We start from the raw sequence: 13,653 nt of genomic DNA on the forward strand, positions 1-13,653 counted from the left end.
AGTATGGGAGTGTGAATGCGGAAGTTCCAATAACAGGGACGAAAATGCAGCGAAGAACATACTTGCGCTTGGGCATAAGCGTCTAGCAGTAGGAATCACCTCCGTTTCAGGGAGGTGAGGATGTCAATGCTGTGTAAATGGGGTTACATAGTCTAAATAGCGTTAAGCTGAAAAGCGCGGCATGATGAATTTGTATAATAAGGATAATCTGGGTTAAACAATATGTTACGGTTATTGGCGGTTACAGCTTTAGGTCTGGGTATGATGATGTCGGGTTGTACCACTACCCAGCAGGTGATTGCAAAAGTGCAGTCTTCTTCGGATACACCTTTGGATCAGGTGCTTAAAATGAGGCCTGATTTACGTAATGAACTGGCAACAGTCGAGATTCGTCAGTTTTTTAATAATGTGGAGTCACCGACCGTTGGGCAGGTGAAAGTGACTGAAACAGGTTTGTTGGATGATTCGGTCAAATCAGTACAGACCATTTATCATTTCAAAAAAGAACAGAAGAGCTGGAAAATGCACAATGCTGAAAAGTTATATCAGTGTGCACGTGGTTCAAATACCAGAAACTTCCAGAAAGCAGCCTGCCCATAATAGTGTTTGATCTTTAGTCAGAATTTAGTTAAAAGCGTATCTTAGTGATGCGCTTTTTGCTTTTGGGAAGAGGGGGGAGTTGATGGACTCAAATATATTAGCCGCTACAATTGGCGTGATTGGAGGATTTTTAGCTTCACTCTTATTATTCTATCTAAATAGGTTTTATACCAATTACGATAAAAGAAAATCAGAAAAAATCCTACGAGAAAAATTATTGTATCGTGAGAAAGATAGTGAATTAGAGGCAGATCAAAATTTTATTTTTTCTTTACCTGACTTGAAAAGAGAAGTGTATTTAAACTGTCATATCAATTGGGATAGCGAAATTGCTCTTAATATGATGAAAGGTAATGAAGACTTAATCTGGTTTTTAAGATTCTGTTGGCTGAGCTTAGTAAAATTTTTCCTCAAGACCATTTTTCAACAGAAGGATATGTTAATTATATTGATAAATTTATCATGGATAGGGCTAACTATCATTACTCTAGATTAGACTGTAGTGACCAATTAAAAAGTGGAAGTATTTCAAAAATAACGTTAGGATCTTCGATAGCAAAAGATATTGATCAACTAATTATAGACTTAGTAGAACAAATTCTTCATTTTGAAAATCCTAGAAAAGAAAAATGGTTTCAAGAGTGGAACTCACTAGAGTCTATTTGATTTTTATAAATTATTAGAATATAGATGAATAATGTATCCTCCATTGATTTGTTTTGAGTAGGTCATTAAAAAAGAGAACGGACTTAAAAACAGGACTCTGCTAAAATTTCTTCTTTCTATTTTAGACAAAGTTTAGCCTGCTTAAACGAGCAGGCTGACAATAAAAACTCCCATGCAAAACATCCAAACCCAAAAACTGACCCGTGCCACACTCATGTTTCCACTGGCACTGGTTCTGTTTGAATTTTCCGTCTATATCTGTAATGACCTGATCCAACCGGCCATGCTATCGATTACCCGTGACTTTGGCGTAAGCAGTTCATGGGCGCCATCCTCCATGTCCTTTTTCCTGTTAGGTGGGGCATTTGTTGCAGCGATTTTGGGGCCATTGTCCGATCGTCTTGGACGTAAAACCGTACTCTTGGGTGGCGTGGCATTTTTCACAATTAGCTGTCTGGCCATTTTATTGACCCCCAATATCGAAAGTTTTTTATTTCTGCGTTTCTTACAAGGCTTTGGCTTATCCTTTATTACCGCCGTAGGTTATGCCGCCATTCAGGAAAGCTTCGAAGAGCGCGATGCCATTAAAGTCATGGCACTCATGGCCAATGTTTCTTTACTGGCGCCATTGCTCGGGCCGGTACTGGGTGCCTTTATGATTGATCATATCTCCTGGCATTGGGGCTTTATCGGCATTGCATTTCTGTCATTTTTAAGCTGGTTTGGCCTGAAAGCCAAAATGCCAAACCTGAAAGTCAGTGTTCCGAAGCAGCCCTTCAGCTATATTTTGGATGACTTTAAACAGGTTTTAAAAAATAAACGTTTTGTAATTATGACCGCGGCCTTGCCCTTGGTCAGCCTGCCGTTGATGTTATGGATTGCCTTATCGCCTGTAATTCTGGTCGAGCAGTTTGGATTCAGCAGCGTGCAATATGGTCTGGCGCAGTTTCCGGTTTTGGGCGGCTTGATTATCGGTAATCTGGTTTTGCTAAAAATCATCGACAAAATGCCGCTGGGGAAAACTGTACTCTTGGGTGTGCCATTGATGCTGTTTGGTACAGGCTTATTAATACTCGGTCTGTTTATTCCAGATTATTTTGTGCATTGCCTGATTATCGGCACCACCTGTATCAGCCTTGGTGAAGGCGTAAGTTTCTCGGTGCTGTACCGTTTTGCACTGATGTCTTCTGAAGTGTCCAAAGGTACGGTGGCTGCTACGGTTTCGATTATCCTGATGCTGAGCTTTTTCGTGGTGATTGAAGCAGTTCGAATGGCTTATGAAGCCTATGACATTTGGGCCTATTGCATCGCCTCTTTCATTTTGATTGCATTGTGGTTTACTTTGCCGCGTCTGAGCTTAAAGCAGATTATTTCTGAGCGGAAGGTGAGAGGGGAGTTTTAAAGCTCCTCCTTTTATAAAGGAAGGCTATACCCTCTCTCTAACTCTCTCCCAGAGGGGGAGAGGATTTTAATATCTATTGAAGCTCAGCGACGGGCTGCTCTAGTTTCTTTAATTTCAGATCAAACAAAAATGGCCCAAATGGCAAAATTAAAGCGATCAGGCCCATCAAAAACATGCTGAGCGACCATTTTTGCTTTTCACAGACCGCAAATAACACCACTAAAAACAGTACAAATAGTACGCCATGCCCCATACCAACATATTTCACTAAAATCGGATTATCCATCATGTATTTCACGGGCATCGCGATAAATAAAAGTAGCAGAAATGAAATCCCTTCAAACAAACCGACCAGACGTAAAGTTTTGATGTTCATAAGACATACTGATTTAATTAAATTAACCCTGAGTGTACCCAATATAAATTGAAGATTAAATCTTAAAAATAAAAATATATTCAATATTTATAATGAGTTATAACCGAGTAAAGCAGTTGGTTATTGAGTTTCACGATACTATTATTGATGGCATAACTGCAAAAAAACTTTAAGTTTTCCGACAATAAACTGATCTATTTCAAGAGCAAAAAAGTTATTTAGATGCCAACTCTAAAGAAAATTTCATGAAAAAAGACGAGCAGATAGCCCGTCTTTTTCTTTTTATATCTACACTAATCTGTTTAGATCACACCACATGCAATGCGGTCACCACCACCACCTAATGGTAAGGGGTTGTCAGAATAGTTGTCGCCGCCGGCATGAACCATAATGGCACGACCCTGAAGATCCGCCAGTTTCAAACGTGGTGCAAGCAGGGTGACACGGGCAGTACCGTCAGTATTGACTTTTAATGCAGGCAAATCACCGAGGTGACCGGTCACCGGCGTACCATGATTGGGTGACTGGTTCGGATTGTAATGACTACCGGCAGCCAGTGCTGCACCCATCTTGCCATCTTTCATGGCGGGTGCACATGAACCATTTTCGTGAATATGGAAACCTCGCTCACCGGCAGGGAGCTGTTTCAGGTTGGTACGTATCACCAGACCGGCTGGACTGTCACTGAGTAATACGGTGCCAATCTCTTGACCTATCACCTCAGCGGTTACTGCATTTACAGTCACGGCTCTGACCAGTTCATTCGATGGAGACGTCGAGGCGCAACCTGTGAAAAGTGCAGCACTGAGCGCACAAAGTGTCGTAATTTTAAACAATGAAGACATGGTATTGGCATCCTGATCTTTATTCTGTTTTGTAAATCTATTGAAACAGAGCAAGATCAGAAGCTCTATATAGAATCAGTACTTAAATGTTTTGTTTTGTTTAAGTCGACTCAATCTGTGCTTTAAGGTGCTTTGGGCGGTGTGTCCTCGGTCTGCGGATCGATGTCATGTGCCATGGTGGCTTTAGGCATCATTAAGGGTTCATTCAAATTACTTTCATGTAACCATTCACGCCAAATTGCCAGCAAGACTGCAAGAATCACTGGACCAATGAAGACGCCGACCAGACCAAAACTGGCAATACCGCCCAGAACACCAAACATAATCAACAGGAATGGAATTTGTGTTGCGCCAGAAATCACCAGTGGACGAATTACGTTGTCGGCCGTGCTGACAATACAGACACCCCAAGCCATCACCCCAATCGCCTCAATCGTCTGTCCCTGTGAAAAGAGCCACAGTGATACTGCGCTATAAGCCACCGGTGGGCCAAAAGGAATCAGAGCGAAAATAAAGGTCACAATGGTCAAGACCATCGGATTTGGCACACCCGCGACAAAATAACTCAGACCTGCCAATAAAGACTGGGCAATTGCAGTCAAACCAACGCCATAGACCACCGCACGTGTAGTGGCAGAAATGGTAGAAAAATAATGATGTACACGTGGCCCGACCACCATCTCAAAAGCTTTACGCACCTGATTTAAAATGGTCTGACCATCACGGTAGAAAAAGAACAGCGAAAGTATCGCAAAACACAATTTAAAGATATTTTTACTGACTTCATTCAATACCACTTTGCCGTAATTCAGATGACCTTGAATCCAGCTCGAGATCGATAGCGCGATACTGTTTGGATCGGTATTGATTTCATTTAAAGTTCGGCTAATTTCCTTGCCGACAATCGGAAGGCCACGAATAAAATCCGGTACATCCAGATGACCGGAAAAGACCTGTCGCTGCAATTCAAAATACAGATTACGACCTTCATGCTGCAACATAAAAATGGCGAAGATAAATGGCAGACCAAACACCAGAATCACGGCCAGAATCATCACGGTTGCACTCAGCGTTGGCCGATTGCCGCACATGCGTAACACCGACTGATACAAGGGCCAAGTCATATAGGCGATAATCGCTGCCCAAACTACAGGGATGATGAAATATTTGAGTATATGAAAACTCAAAAAAATCAGGATAAAGAACAATCCAAATAATAAGACTTTTTGTAATGTAGGCGCGTACTGTTGCACTGAATTTAATGGCTCATTTTTTAGGTCGTGTTCAGGCATATTAACTGAAAAAAAAGCGATCGAAAATGACGGCTTGGTAAGTAGCGTGATTATTTTCCCAAAGCAGTGTTAGGATTCAGCGGACTGGCTTAAAACCACTGACTGGGATCATCGATAATGGCATTCAGCACCGGTTGCCATTGATCCTGTAATTCCCGATAGATTTTTTGAGGTTTATCAAAGACTGACAGACCTTCCATAGCCAGACGGCTATAAGGTGCACGTTCTGAAATCCAGGCCACCGGCTGCTGGTCGATCTTGTCAAAAAACTGCTGTATGTCCTGATTACTGGCTGCATTCGGTTTGGTACGGTTGGCCAACAGTAAAATTTCAACCTTGCCTTTACGAATCCGCTTAATGTCCTGCAAATGCTTGAGAAAACGGCGGGTCGAATCAATATCAAAAAATGAAGGCTGGATCGGAATAATAATCGCATGCGCTTCACTGATCAGCTGCTCGGCATGATCTTCAGTCAACGCTCCCGGTGCATCAATGATCAGATACTCAATCTGCTTCGGTGCATCACCAATGGATTTGTGATTGCGCCAGTCCAGACTTTGAATCGGCATGGCCTGTTCCGGACGTTGCTTGAGCCATTGCAATGCCGATTTCTGGTTATCGGCATCGGCCAGCGCCACCTTATAACCTTTTTGTGCGAGTGCTGAGGCTAGACTAATCGCTGTCATGGTTTTGCCACAACCGCCTTTCTGATTCGCAACTAAAATTGTTTTCATGACTCAAGGTGATTTTATTCTGTTCCTGCCTAGCATATCATTCTTTTCAAGCGTACCAATGGCTGATGTTTTCAACTTCAGTCGAATGTTGTGCTGAAAAAATAAAGTAAATTAGGAAGATTGAATGTCCATATGGATGGCCATGCTGATTGGCACATGTATCGGGGTGGTGCTGACCACCATTATTTTAAGTCAGACACGCAATGGACGCATCAAGGCTGAATATGAGCAGTATATTGCCGAGCTGGAACTAGAACATCAGCAGGCATTGATCGCCGCGCAAAAACGCAGTGTCAATACCAGCAGGGCAGTCCTGAAAGGCAAAATGGCGGAACAGCTCGCACCGATCATGCCGGAATTTCAATATCTGCCCAGTGATGCCAAGTTTCTGGGCGATCCTGTCGATTATGTGGTCTTTGATGGCTATACCGATTTCAGAGACGGCGAAGGCGAAGCAGAGGATATTGAAGTGGTATTGATTGATATCAAAAGTGGCGGAGCGCGTCTGACTAAAGGCCAGCAAGCGATTGCCCGTGCAGTTCAGGAAGGGCGGGTGCGTTTTGAAACCATCCGGATTGATTTCGATGATTGAGCACGACCAAGGAAAGAATAAGAAATTATGCAGAAATTACTGATCACTGCGCTGCTGTTTATGCTTGGACTGTGGGTCTGGAATGAGTTTTTTCGTGCGATCCCACATCTGGAAGAACGAGGTGTCTTGAAAAACTTTTCGGTAGAGCCGATTCAACCTATTTCAGCTACATTTACTGTGCATGATAAACGTTTCGTTAAACCGAATCGTCGTGTCTTGCATCAGGCCAGCCCTATGGTTGGACATTTTAATGATCTGGCCTATGTCAGTAATATCGATGTGCTGTTGCTCAGCCAGTCACTGCCAGCCATGCAGGCAACATTAGCATTTGATCAAGCAAAACGCTGTTATCAAATCGAGGAACAAATCAGCCAGGCTGAAGCTGAATTTCTCAGCACGCATATCCGGCATTTTAGTCTGATCGCTGCCAACGAGAAAATTGCCAATCAGATTCGCAGGCTAAAATCAGGGCAGAAGATTACACTCAGCGGTGATCTGGTCACAGTACATTCAGGAAGCACGGGACAGGAATTTCAGGTGGGTACAGGCTCGGAATATCATGCCCATTGTCAGTTGCTGCGTGTGACTCAGTTGCAGCAACATTAACGGCAAAACGAAAATAAATTAGCCTTGCGGTTTACGCAGTCGAGCCAGCAGCATACGCTGGCCAATCTTCGGAATCCCTGCGGCATTGATATAATTCAATTCTTCAATTTCAAAACCAGTTTCCAGTAAGGCAGTTTCAATATCCCGGTTTAAATGACAGCCATCTGCGACTTTCTTCTGAATCGGGGTGAGTAAATGCTGCAGGCGCTGGATATTTAAATTTTGTCGATTCAGCACATGTTCGACCACATGCAAGTGACCGCCCGGTTGTAGCACACGATAAATCTCACGCAGACTTTGGCCGAGGTCAGCAATACTACACAGCGTCCAGGTCGAGATCACATGTTCTAGACTATGTTCTGCAAAAGGCAATGCTTCTGCGCTGGCCTGAATATGTTCAACCTGAAAAGCAGCCTGCTGGATGCGCGGTTCTGCCAGCTTGAAAATGGCCGGATTGGGTTCTACGGCATAGACCAGATCTACTTCTTGATAGAAAGGCAGATTCAGCCCTGTACCAAAACCAATTTCCAGTACTTCACCAGAAATGTTCAAAAGCAATTCACGGCGTAAATCCATCAAGGACGGCGTTTGCATCACCTGATTTAAAAGGTGCGGAAAGATGTGTTGTTGATAAAGTTGATACAGCATTTGGGTTATTTTAATTTAATCTGAATGTATTTTAGCTTAACTGAAAAATACAATATTCGGGAATGCCCAAGCTGACTAAATACACCCAGTTTGTTACCAAGTTCAACTGTTTATTCATTAAAAAATACGTAAGATCAAGGAAGATATCCTTAAAACGTTTGATCAACTCGATTAGGATTAGATTAAAAATGATGTTCAAACACTTTAAACATTATGCTTTGTTGGCCGGTTTGTTGCTGCCTATTTCCAGCTATAGCTCGGTCGATCACAATATTGCCAAAGGTTTGCCACCTGTGGTCAAAGGACAGTCGATTTCCGTCTTGCAGCCTTTTAAAGGTGATTTCCGTATTTTGGGTTCCAAAGTCTATAGCGCTGATCCGCAGGCCAAATTCTCTCCGATTGATTATGCGGTGAGTTGGGGCCTGTTTGCTGAACCTGAAATTGCCCGACATATTAGTGTCAATCAATATGACCGTTATCTGAACTGGAAAATGGATCGGGTGCCCGTGCCGGTAGAACAAGCCAAGCAGATGGTGTCCAATATGCATATCATTCCGGCCAATCCTGAAATTGCCAAGGCCATTAAAAAGGTAAAACGTGGCGATCTGGTGCGTATGCAGGGTGAGCTGGTTGAAGTGCGTGATAAAGATCTGGTCTGGACTTCTTCATTGACCCCGACGGATACCGGTGATGGCGCCTGTGAGGTATTCCGTGTCAGTTCAATTCAGTGGATTGAACAGGTTGGGAAAAGCTAAATTAAAATTTGCTATTTAGATGCCTATAAAAAATCGCTCTTATGAGCGGTTTTTTATACTGATAAACTGCTTATTTAGCAGTTAAAGCCTGACCTTCAAATGCAACGCCATCCCAGCCATTTTGCATAAACTGGCGGATATTCTGATGATCGCTGGCTTGAGGCGTCGCTTGTACAGCTGCATAGTGCTCGGCAAACAGGCTTAAGGTTTGGGCCTGATCCAGCCCATTGAGTCGTGCAAAGGCAAAAACTTTGGCGCTGCCTTGGTTTTCAGTGGTCGCATTGCTCTGCTGGCCATTTTTAAATGCAGTCGGGGTATGGGTATAATGCGCTTCGATATAGGCAATCACATCTGCAAATTTTGCCTCACCTGCGGCCAATTGTGCCAATAAATCTTGTGCCATGCTGTTTTCCCTTTGCAATCAATAAAAATTTCGATGCGATGAATATAGCAATTTTCTTGCGAAGTTCCATGGTATTTAATGGGTTTGCAGTTCAAGATAATCATGAAAATGATTCATAATTAATTTGAAATTCCGGATCAAATCAACTGGATCAATAAATAGAATAGGAACGTATATGGGCTGGCTTTGGGTGGCAATCGGCGGGGCAGTGGGTGCCAGTTTACGGTATGCAGCAGGGCTCTGGTTGCTAAAACCACAGATGCAATTTCCTTGGCCGACTTGGTGGGTCAATATTCTGGGCTGCTTATGTGCAGGGATCTTTTTTGCCTGTAGCCAAAAATATCCAATGCTGCAACAGGAAGCACGTCTGTTTTTAATGGTGGGGATACTGGGCGGATTTACCACATTTTCCAGTTTTGGTCTGGAAAGCTTTCAGCTTTTGAAACATGGCGCCGTAGGTTTAGCTCTATTGTATGGGCTGTCGAGTGTAATTGTTGGAATTATCGTTCTGGCGCTGGGTTTTTACTTGACTTCACTGGCTTTGGCTCAAAGCTGAAACAGACATAAAAAAGTCAGGAAACTGGAGGTTATTTCCTGACATAAACCACGATTTGAAGATCAAGATAATCGACGGTTTTTAGTTTTAGCCACGTTTAAAGCGGCCAAAACGTTTATTAAAGCTTGCCACGCGACCTTCATTGCTGGTTTGACGCTGCTCGCCAGTATAGAAGGGATGAGAAGCACTTGAAATATCAAGCGTGACATAAGGATATGTTTTACCTTCATATTCTTTAGTCTGGCTAGAGTTCATTGTGCTGCCAATCACAAAATAAGTATTGGCATTGGTGTCATGGAATAACACTTCACGATACGCTGGATGAATATCTGGACGCATATATAATTCCCTTATGATTCTTAATGAAATGTTATAATATAACATTTGGTATTTCAAGTCATTTAGAGTTACAGCGTGTAAGCCTTTGGGGTCAAAATTAACCTCGACTCGGCACCAGTTCTTCAAATACATCACTCAGATCATCATGAACTTTTAAATGAATCAGGTTCCAGTATTGTCCTGAAATTGTCCGGTTCACCATGAGCGTATCTGGAGATGGCTTAAACACATCCCAATATTTTAGAGAAGGTTTGAGCAACTCCATGCCATCATGATGGGCCGAGTTTTCAGCAAAATCATAATGGGTGACCAGTGGACGCATCAGAACTTCCAGCCATTGTTCATACAATTCAGTCGGGAATTTTCCGGTTTCAGTCAAGGAATGCAGCGCATCTAACTGTTGCTCGATCACGGGAATATTCTTCTCGCGTGCGGCATGAATAAGTTCCCGGAAATGCCCAATCACTTCAGTCGAAAGAGTCTTAACGCCACCATAATCATAAACAATCACAGAGCCATCTTCACGAAAGGCAAAGTTGCCCGGATGCGGGTCACAGTGAAAGCGTTTCAGATAAAAAATTTCCTGACCAATCGCACGCAGCAGACGTCGCCCTAAGGCATTGCGGGTTTCCTGTGGCCAGGTGCTGGCGGTTTCAATACTTTCTCCCATTTCCTGACTCAAGGTTAGAATATGCCGTGAAGAATATTCATGAAAAACCTGTGGAATCACAATTTTATGATCCAGGGATTCATGGAAGGCGCGGGCAACTTCTAGGTTCTGAGCTTCAATTTCATAGTTGAGCTCATTGTCCAGACTATGCTGGATTTCTTTAAATAACTGATCCTGAAGTTTACGGTCAATCTTTAAAACGCCCATCATGCGTAGCGCCAGACGTACCTGTTTCAGGTCACTTTCACAGGCTTCATCGACCCCCGGATACTGTACCTTGACCACCACTTGCTGGCCATTGGGTAAAGTGGCTTTATGTACCTGACCAATCGATGCTGCGGCAAAAGGCTGTTCATCAAACTGTTGAAATAATTGCTGTAAAGGTTTACCGAGTTCCTTTTCAATTTGCGCCTGAATGTCCTTAAATGGCATGGGCGGTGCCTGACGTTGCAATTTGGCAATGGCTTTGGCAACTTCGGGTGGAAAAATATCTTTATATTGCGAGGCGATCTGACCAACTTTCATGACCGCGCCTTTCATTTCTCCCAAGGTATCCGCGATTTGTATACCAATATCCTGAAATAATTTGCTGCGCGCAGTATTTTTCTGCTCTTCATCGGCAGTTAAATTTTTAATTGAATTGGATAGGGTTTTACCTGCAATACTTGCGGTCATTCCGGCAAGTTTCATAAAGCGACGACCGGGTGTGCTAGCCGTTTTTGCCATGCGAGATTCCTTGAAACCAACAATTATTTGATGTATTTGATCATAGGTGACAAAGATTCAATTGCCTAGATTTAATTGTAGAGGTTGTGTTGTGATTTTCTTTAACTTCTCCATCTTTGGTGCATGATCTTTGATTTATCAGAAGATTTTTCTTCATCTCCTGTACTTAAACCAAAACAAGATTCCTGAATACATCATTGTTTTAGGTCAGGCTGCATAATCATACTAAAGGTTGTTTTAGTCCCAAAAGTATAAATAAAACAACTCGCAGTAATGAAGAAAATTCAATGAAAGTCTATCGATATTTTACTGCTCAAGATGATGTGTATTTTTGTGTGCGTATCACTTAAACCTTAAATACAGGACCTAAGTTAGATGATTCACCCACCATGCGCTTTAATGGCACGGAGGTGGTTGTAGAGCCGCTGCTGATCAAAGATGTGATAGACGAATCAGAGATTTCCAAAGCATTAAAAAATGCGCTGGATCCTGAATCGCAGCGCATTTTCCAGCTTGAATTAATCGGCTGAACGCATTGAGTGGTCGAGACTTAAACGTTTATTGTTGTCATATAAACGAGCTAATAAAAGTACACAGGCCACACTCAGACCCACAATCAGGCCAACCCAGACACCGGCTGCGCCCATGTCGGTAAAGCGGGACAAATACACCCCGACCGGGAAGGCAATCACCCAGTAAGCCAGCATGGTGATCCACATAGGGCCTTTGGTGTCCTGCATCCCACGCAGACAACCTGCTGCACTGATCTGCCAGCCATCCATTAGTTGATAAGCAATCGCAAACAGAATCAGATAGACCGCGATTTGGGTCACGATCATATCCGAGGTGTAGAGCGCCACGATTTCATTACGGAACACCCAAAGCAAAATCATGGTCAGGATTGCCAGAATAGTGGCCGTAATCAGGCCGAGATATTGCACTTTACGCATTGCCTGCCAGTTCTGTTCGCCATAATAGGTGCCGACCCGAATGGTCAGGGCAATCGCCAGTGACATTGGAATCATAAACAGCTGTGAGGTCACTGAAATGGCAATCTGATGCGCAGCAACAATGGTTTCTCCCAAAGGGCTGAGCACGATCGCCGCAGTACTAAAAATACTGACCTCAAAGAAAATCGCCAGTCCGATCGGCAGACCAAGCTGCAAGATGCGTTTCATCCATTCCGGGTTGATTTTTTCCCAATGAGTAAACGGCTGGGTGCGTTGATAGGCTTTATTCTTAAAAATATACAGTGCCAGAGTAATGACCATTAACCACTGTAAAATTGCCGTAGCAAAACCACAGCCGGCACTACCCAAGGCTGGAACAGGGCCAATTCCATACATAAATACATAGTTCAGTGGAACCAGCAATATCAGTGCCAATAGGCTGATGACGGTCACCGGGCGTGGATGACCAATCGCTTCTGAATAGCCACGTAAGGCGGCATACATAGTCACTGCCGGCATACCAAAACCAATTGCATGCAGGAATAAACCGGCTTTAGGCTGCAAGCTTTCCGGTACACCTAAGATTGGTAAAGTCGCTGGCAACAGCTGCAAAATCAGGCCAGCAATAATCCCCAGAATCAGGGCCACCCAAAGTGACTGACGGGCAATGGTGGCAATTTTTTCAGGGGTACGTGCGCCATTCGCTTCAGCCACCAAGGGTGTCGTGGCAATCATGATGCCGCTAAACAGCAGCATCACCGGAATCCACAGACCCACCCCGACTGCAATTGCTGCAAGATCGGTCGCAGACAGATGACCTGCCATAATGGTATCAATCAGGCCCAAACCTGCCTGGGAAAATTGGGTCACCAGAATAGGTAACATCAGATGAAACAGTTTTTTTAATTCAAAACCAAAGGTCGTAACCGGTGTAACATTCGACACAAAAATTACTCATCGTGATCATGTGCTTAAATAGAGGGGTTTAGCGTTGTAAAGTGAGAAGCACACCAATAAAAATTACTCCGCCGCCTAAAAGACGTTGCCAGTTAATCGGCATTTTTTCGTTGCCCAATAAACCCAGATGATCGACCAGCATCGACATGGCCATCTGACCAAATATAATCAGGCCGCTAAGCACCAGAAAGCCAAGTTTTGGGGCTGCATAAATGCTCATGCTAATCGCGTAGACACCCACGATGCCCCCAAGCCATAAATACCAGGGAACATTCATTAATTCCTGTACACCGGGTTTGGGGTTGGACTGAAAAAGTACAATCACAGCGAGCACTATTGTACCAATCAAAAAGGAAAAAAATGCAGCTTGCATAGGAGAATATAAATATTCTTTCAGTTGTGTGTTAATTGCGGTTTGAAGCGTCAGCAAAACACCAATTGCAAAGACTAAAGGAAGTAAAATAATCAATTGAGAAGATATTTTCATAATTTTAACTGTCTAATTCTATTTGAGTTTTTAGATATAACCCGGTGAT

At 43.3% G+C, this 13,653-nt stretch carries 18 protein-coding genes and 1 pseudogene; 9 read left to right on the plus strand and 10 right to left on the minus strand.

All coding sequences use genetic code 11. The features are described from left to right. The 4 genes and pseudogenes from FTT73_RS16360 to FTT73_RS09780 form a co-directional block, all read left to right on the plus strand. Positions 1 to 118, plus strand: a pseudogene (locus tag FTT73_RS16360) (RNA-guided endonuclease TnpB family protein); the annotation flags it as partial. A 104-nt stretch (positions 119 to 222) separates the two neighbouring features. Then, on the plus strand, positions 223 to 600 hold the full coding sequence (locus FTT73_RS09770) for a hypothetical protein (protein ID WP_100358170.1): 378 nt from the start codon (positions 223 to 225) through the stop codon (positions 598 to 600). An 82-nt stretch (positions 601 to 682) separates the two neighbouring features. Beyond that, positions 683 to 1,096 (plus strand): hypothetical protein, encoded by a 414-nt coding sequence (locus FTT73_RS09775; RefSeq protein WP_257232872.1) that lies wholly within the window; start codon positions 683 to 685, stop codon positions 1,094 to 1,096. 342 nt (positions 1,097 to 1,438) lie between these two features. Beyond that, a complete protein-coding gene (locus FTT73_RS09780; protein ID WP_005168783.1) occupies positions 1,439 to 2,668 on the plus strand; it encodes an MFS transporter in 1,230 nt (409 codons plus the stop codon). A gap of 73 nt (positions 2,669 to 2,741) precedes the next feature. Here the strand turns inward: FTT73_RS09780 and FTT73_RS09785 are convergent, their stop codons facing one another. The 4 genes from FTT73_RS09785 to FTT73_RS09800 form a co-directional block, all read right to left on the minus strand. Further along, the gene (locus FTT73_RS09785; protein WP_180191361.1) at positions 2,742 to 3,044 is read right to left on the minus strand and encodes a DUF3817 domain-containing protein; all 303 of its coding nucleotides are present in this window, start codon (positions 3,042 to 3,044) and stop codon (positions 2,742 to 2,744) included. 302 nt (positions 3,045 to 3,346) lie between these two features. Then, the gene (gene sodC / locus FTT73_RS09790) at positions 3,347 to 3,889 is read right to left on the minus strand and encodes a superoxide dismutase family protein (protein ID WP_180191362.1); all 543 of its coding nucleotides are present in this window, start codon (positions 3,887 to 3,889) and stop codon (positions 3,347 to 3,349) included. A 122-nt stretch (positions 3,890 to 4,011) separates the two neighbouring features. Continuing rightward, positions 4,012 to 5,142 (minus strand): AI-2E family transporter, encoded by a 1,131-nt coding sequence (locus FTT73_RS09795; RefSeq protein WP_370982120.1) that lies wholly within the window; start codon positions 5,140 to 5,142, stop codon positions 4,012 to 4,014. Between the two features lie 128 nt (positions 5,143 to 5,270). Beyond that, positions 5,271 to 5,915: a ParA family protein gene (locus tag FTT73_RS09800; RefSeq protein WP_005094230.1), complete on the minus strand. Its 645-nt coding sequence runs from the start codon at positions 5,913 to 5,915 to the stop codon at positions 5,271 to 5,273. A gap of 124 nt (positions 5,916 to 6,039) precedes the next feature. On the opposite strand from FTT73_RS09800, the gene FTT73_RS09805 reads away from it, so the two are divergent. Both FTT73_RS09805 and FTT73_RS09810 read left to right on the plus strand, forming a co-directional pair. Beyond that, complete coding sequence (locus tag FTT73_RS09805) at positions 6,040 to 6,507, plus strand: Holliday junction resolvase-like protein (protein WP_005094229.1); 468 nt, start codon at positions 6,040 to 6,042, stop codon at positions 6,505 to 6,507. Positions 6,508 to 6,534: 27 nt separating this feature from the next. Further along, on the plus strand, positions 6,535 to 7,113 hold the full coding sequence (locus tag FTT73_RS09810) for a hypothetical protein (RefSeq protein WP_100357833.1): 579 nt from the start codon (positions 6,535 to 6,537) through the stop codon (positions 7,111 to 7,113). 18 nt (positions 7,114 to 7,131) lie between these two features. On the opposite strand, the gene FTT73_RS09815 is transcribed toward FTT73_RS09810, so the two are convergent. After that, complete coding sequence (locus FTT73_RS09815) at positions 7,132 to 7,761, minus strand: class I SAM-dependent methyltransferase (protein ID WP_100357832.1); 630 nt, start codon at positions 7,759 to 7,761, stop codon at positions 7,132 to 7,134. Between the two features lie 191 nt (positions 7,762 to 7,952). Between FTT73_RS09815 and FTT73_RS09820 the strand changes: the two genes are divergently transcribed. Continuing rightward, entirely contained in the window at positions 7,953 to 8,516 is a 564-nt protein-coding gene (locus tag FTT73_RS09820) for a hypothetical protein (protein WP_034608360.1), read from the plus strand. A 70-nt stretch (positions 8,517 to 8,586) separates the two neighbouring features. Here FTT73_RS09820 and FTT73_RS09825 read toward each other — a convergent pair whose 3' ends face one another. Beyond that, positions 8,587 to 8,919 (minus strand): HopJ type III effector protein, encoded by a 333-nt coding sequence (locus FTT73_RS09825; protein ID WP_180191363.1) that lies wholly within the window; start codon positions 8,917 to 8,919, stop codon positions 8,587 to 8,589. Between the two features lie 175 nt (positions 8,920 to 9,094). On the opposite strand from FTT73_RS09825, the gene crcB reads away from it, so the two are divergent. Then, positions 9,095 to 9,475, plus strand: coding sequence for a fluoride efflux transporter CrcB (crcB, locus tag FTT73_RS09830; RefSeq protein WP_180191364.1), 381 nt, complete (start codon positions 9,095 to 9,097; stop codon positions 9,473 to 9,475). An 87-nt stretch (positions 9,476 to 9,562) separates the two neighbouring features. Here the strand turns inward: crcB and FTT73_RS09835 are convergent, their stop codons facing one another. Further along, positions 9,563 to 9,814 carry a type B 50S ribosomal protein L31 gene (locus FTT73_RS09835; protein ID WP_100329368.1) on the minus strand — a complete coding sequence of 84 codons (252 nt, stop codon included), beginning with the start codon at positions 9,812 to 9,814 and terminating at the stop codon, positions 9,563 to 9,565. Between the two features lie 97 nt (positions 9,815 to 9,911). Beyond that, positions 9,912 to 11,210, minus strand: coding sequence for an AarF/ABC1/UbiB kinase family protein (locus FTT73_RS09840; protein WP_005094220.1), 1,299 nt, complete (start codon positions 11,208 to 11,210; stop codon positions 9,912 to 9,914). 389 nt (positions 11,211 to 11,599) lie between these two features. Here FTT73_RS09840 and FTT73_RS16590 point away from each other — a divergent pair, with 389 nt between their 5' ends. Next, positions 11,600 to 11,740: a hypothetical protein gene (locus tag FTT73_RS16590; protein ID WP_005094217.1), complete on the plus strand. Its 141-nt coding sequence runs from the start codon at positions 11,600 to 11,602 to the stop codon at positions 11,738 to 11,740. On the opposite strand, the gene FTT73_RS09850 is transcribed toward FTT73_RS16590, so the two are convergent. Beyond that, entirely contained in the window at positions 11,729 to 13,105 is a 1,377-nt protein-coding gene (locus FTT73_RS09850; protein WP_373686442.1) for an MATE family efflux transporter, read from the minus strand. The two genes, FTT73_RS16590 and FTT73_RS09850, sit on opposite strands and share 12 nt — an antisense overlap. 40 nt (positions 13,106 to 13,145) lie before the next feature. Continuing rightward, positions 13,146 to 13,604, minus strand: a complete 459-nt coding sequence (locus FTT73_RS09855) for a DMT family transporter (RefSeq protein WP_005094208.1) — start codon at positions 13,602 to 13,604, stop codon at positions 13,146 to 13,148. Positions 13,605 to 13,653: the final 49 nt, after the last annotated feature.

It is taken from the genome of Acinetobacter sp. YH01006 (genome assembly GCF_013420445.1).
Classification (GTDB): domain Bacteria; phylum Pseudomonadota; class Gammaproteobacteria; order Pseudomonadales; family Moraxellaceae; genus Acinetobacter; species Acinetobacter pseudolwoffii.

What these genes read in the sequence shown, in the direction of transcription:
- FTT73_RS09770 (WP_100358170.1), top strand. Translation starts at nt 223, where the DNA reads ATGTTACGGTTATTGGCGGTTACAGCTTTAGGTCTGGGTATGATGATG.
- FTT73_RS09775 (WP_257232872.1), top strand. Translation starts at nt 683, where the DNA reads ATGGACTCAAATATATTAGCCGCTACAATTGGCGTGATTGGAGGATTT.
- FTT73_RS09780 (WP_005168783.1), top strand. Translation starts at nt 1,439, where the DNA reads ATGCAAAACATCCAAACCCAAAAACTGACCCGTGCCACACTCATGTTT.
- FTT73_RS09785 (WP_180191361.1), bottom strand. Translation starts at nt 3,044, where the DNA reads ATGAACATCAAAACTTTACGTCTGGTCGGTTTGTTTGAAGGGATTTCA.
- sodC (WP_180191362.1), bottom strand. Translation starts at nt 3,889, where the DNA reads ATGTCTTCATTGTTTAAAATTACGACACTTTGTGCGCTCAGTGCTGCA.
- FTT73_RS09800 (WP_005094230.1), bottom strand. Translation starts at nt 5,915, where the DNA reads ATGAAAACAATTTTAGTTGCGAATCAGAAAGGCGGTTGTGGCAAAACC.
- FTT73_RS09805 (WP_005094229.1), top strand. Translation starts at nt 6,040, where the DNA reads ATGTCCATATGGATGGCCATGCTGATTGGCACATGTATCGGGGTGGTG.
- FTT73_RS09810 (WP_100357833.1), top strand. Translation starts at nt 6,535, where the DNA reads ATGCAGAAATTACTGATCACTGCGCTGCTGTTTATGCTTGGACTGTGG.
- FTT73_RS09815 (WP_100357832.1), bottom strand. Translation starts at nt 7,761, where the DNA reads ATGCTGTATCAACTTTATCAACAACACATCTTTCCGCACCTTTTAAAT.
- FTT73_RS09820 (WP_034608360.1), top strand. Translation starts at nt 7,953, where the DNA reads ATGTTCAAACACTTTAAACATTATGCTTTGTTGGCCGGTTTGTTGCTG.
- FTT73_RS09825 (WP_180191363.1), bottom strand. Translation starts at nt 8,919, where the DNA reads ATGGCACAAGATTTATTGGCACAATTGGCCGCAGGTGAGGCAAAATTT.
- crcB (WP_180191364.1), top strand. Translation starts at nt 9,095, where the DNA reads ATGGGCTGGCTTTGGGTGGCAATCGGCGGGGCAGTGGGTGCCAGTTTA.
- FTT73_RS09835 (WP_100329368.1), bottom strand. Translation starts at nt 9,814, where the DNA reads ATGCGTCCAGATATTCATCCAGCGTATCGTGAAGTGTTATTCCATGAC.
- FTT73_RS09840 (WP_005094220.1), bottom strand. Translation starts at nt 11,210, where the DNA reads ATGGCAAAAACGGCTAGCACACCCGGTCGTCGCTTTATGAAACTTGCC.
- FTT73_RS16590 (WP_005094217.1), top strand. Translation starts at nt 11,600, where the DNA reads ATGCGCTTTAATGGCACGGAGGTGGTTGTAGAGCCGCTGCTGATCAAA.
- FTT73_RS09855 (WP_005094208.1), bottom strand. Translation starts at nt 13,604, where the DNA reads ATGAAAATATCTTCTCAATTGATTATTTTACTTCCTTTAGTCTTTGCA.